Raw genomic sequence first — 2,304 nt, 5'->3', positions numbered from 1 at the left:
AATCGTCGCCGATGCGCCAGACGACGTCGCCGTCGTCGAGCCTGATGTTCGATGCGAGGGCATCGGCCTCGGAGGGTGGGACGAAGCGCTCGTCGACCTCGCGCGCCAGGGCCTGGATGTGGCTGGCTCCCATCGGGCGATGCACCGCCCACACTCCTCCCCCGCCGCCGACCGGTTCCTGGTCGATCACCTGCACCGTCACCAGCACTGCCCTCCCATTGCCTCGAGCATCATCTTCTTCTCGTCTCCAACTCGACGACTCACCCAACATCATACATAGAGACCTCTCAAAGTATACGCGTTGCGTACTGGGACGACGACCGGCACAGGAAAAAAGTGTCGACTTGCAGCGAAGATTAGCGAGACACGACGCCAGATTAGCTAGGCGTTGCGTGGACGAAACCACACTGAACTCAGTTCACCGACCGACTTCCCAACACGCAGAGTCGCCGGATCGAAGTTGTCTAACACGCGCGGTGAGTCAGTCGAGCTGAGTGCGACGTCGCTCCTGGAGACGGGCATGACGGCGTAGAAGTTGCGTCTTGTTCTTCTCGCTGCGGAAGATCTCGTGATTCACGGCTTCCTCGAGCATTCCGGGGTCGGAGAGGACTCGTTTCACGGCGAGCCGCATCAGCTCGACCCGGTCGGCTCCGACCCGTGCACCGATCGTGTCGATCGTGTCGAGCAGGTCCTCATCAAGGTGGACGTTGATGCGGACGTGGTACACCGCGGGGGTGCGACCACGGGAGAGACGTCTCTGCTCGGCCAGCGCATTCCCGATGCCCTCGGGGTGCGCCACCAGTCGGCGGGCGGCGACGCGGAGAACCGCGCCGACCCTTCGTCGGCCGAACTGGGCGGCCATCAGATCGAGACTGCGTTTCGTCTCGTGGTCGAACCGGAGACCCACTGGGCGGCCCACCGGGATACGACCGGGTTTCTCCTCGGTCATCGCCGCCTCGGTGCAAAGATATTAAGGTGCCCCGGCATCGGGGGGTGATGCCGGGGAGGGGGGGTGTTCTGCGAACACAACCTGTGGGGCCTGCTCAGCAGAACGGACACGACTATATCGTGTATATCGTGGTTCGCTCGACCACCGTCCTCGGCGATGGTTCGGCCGACAGTTCAGTGGGAAGCCTGACGCCACCATTCCGCCGCGCTGGCCTCGACCTGGGAATCCAGGTTCTGATCCGGGGTGGAGACCCGTGCGTAACCGAACAACATGCGTCGAGAATACCCTCGCACAGGTTTATTCGACATAGTTTACCGACACAGGTTTTCGACATGGCGGCGGAGCGACCGCGGAGACGAAAGTGCCCGACCTCTCGATCGGGCACTTTCTCATCGGCGCGTGAAATCAGCGCATCCCCTCCACCAATATCTCGCAGTCGGTCGCGGGAATCGCGCACATCCCTCCGGCTGCGTCCAGGACGAACCTGTAGTGACGAGCACCCGTAGAGAAATAGGCGGTCGTCCCGAGGATGACACCGAACTCCTCGAACCCCTCCGGCGCCATTGCCAGTCCCCACGCATCCGCTTCAACAGGGTTTACCTCTACGACGCTCCCTGTACGCGCGTGCCGGCCTTTAACCGACGTCGACACCATCACCGCACCAGGCGGGTACGGGCCGGGGAACTCCCGCGAACCATCAAGTGTGTGGTGGGAGGCGAGGATACGAACCTCCAGGTCCCGGTCGAGAACAGACCGTCCGACGAAATTCGGAATCTTGCCCCTTTCGATCGACAAGTCGGAACCTTCATCGCCCATGGCCTTCCTCCTGAGCCTCCCGAGACCTCGGCCATGGACGCGCCGCACTCGTTGGACGAGCACATCGAAATCATCAGTCATCGTCGACCCTGCCTGATAGGTGCGGCGCTGCCGTAGCCGTGCTTCCGGTCGCCAACTGCCCGGGTGACGTGCGGGTGCCTGCTCAGTGCCGCCTCGACGGACTCTGAGGAGATCGGGACCTGGCTCCACGCGCGGTGTCCGGCAGCGAGCTGTTGTTCGGAATCGCAATCGAAGCGGTTGCGTAGCATTCGTTCCTCCTTGGATCAGCTATTCGTCGAGTCTCGTTCTGGTCCACGCTGGCTAGTGCCGAGAGAGGACGAGGATCTCCACGGTCACGCATCATGTCAGCAGTAGTGATGCGTTGACCCATTGAGACCAAGGCCGTTTTCGGGACGGCCCCACCGTGGCCCGCATGCGACCGAGTTGGTGGTCGCCCCGGCCCTGGGGTCAGCTCGATCAGTGTGCAACAGATGCGACTGGCACGTCCGCCGTCGACGAGATCGCCGCCCATTGCGGGC

At 62.8% G+C, this 2,304-nt stretch carries 3 protein-coding genes and 1 pseudogene; all 4 read right to left on the bottom strand.

Annotated features, from left to right (window positions below):
* Nucleotides 1-274 (bottom strand): annotated as a pseudogene (locus RM2_RS22945) (hypothetical protein); the annotation flags it as partial.
* Between the two features lie 207 nt (nt 275-481).
* Nucleotides 482-949 (bottom strand): ribbon-helix-helix protein, CopG family, encoded by a 468-nt coding sequence (locus tag RM2_RS22940; RefSeq protein WP_072691751.1) that lies wholly within the window; start codon nt 947-949, stop codon nt 482-484.
* A gap of 405 nt (nt 950-1,354) precedes the next feature.
* The gene (locus tag RM2_RS22935; RefSeq protein ID WP_169846820.1) at nt 1,355-1,765 is read right to left on the bottom strand and encodes a hypothetical protein; all 411 of its coding nucleotides are present in this window, start codon (nt 1,763-1,765) and stop codon (nt 1,355-1,357) included.
* 77 nt (nt 1,766-1,842) lie between these two features.
* Entirely contained in the window at nt 1,843-2,034 is a 192-nt protein-coding gene (locus RM2_RS24810; protein ID WP_072691749.1) for a hypothetical protein, read from the bottom strand.
* Nucleotides 2,035-2,304 lie beyond the last annotated feature (270 nt).

Origin of the sequence: Rhodococcus marinonascens NBRC 14363, assembly GCF_001894885.1 — a bacterium.
GTDB lineage: Bacteria > Actinomycetota > Actinomycetes > Mycobacteriales > Mycobacteriaceae > Rhodococcus_F > Rhodococcus_F marinonascens.
This window is presented reverse-complemented; position numbering and strand designations above follow the sequence as displayed.

Bases quoted from the DNA above. Each gene is read 5' to 3' on its own strand.
- RM2_RS22940 (WP_072691751.1), bottom strand. From the start codon at position 949: ATGACCGAGGAGAAACCCGGTCGTATCCCGGTGGGCCGCCCAGTGGGT.
- RM2_RS22935 (WP_169846820.1), bottom strand. From the start codon at position 1,765: ATGGGCGATGAAGGTTCCGACTTGTCGATCGAAAGGGGCAAGATTCCG.
- RM2_RS24810 (WP_072691749.1), bottom strand. From the start codon at position 2,034: ATGCTACGCAACCGCTTCGATTGCGATTCCGAACAACAGCTCGCTGCC.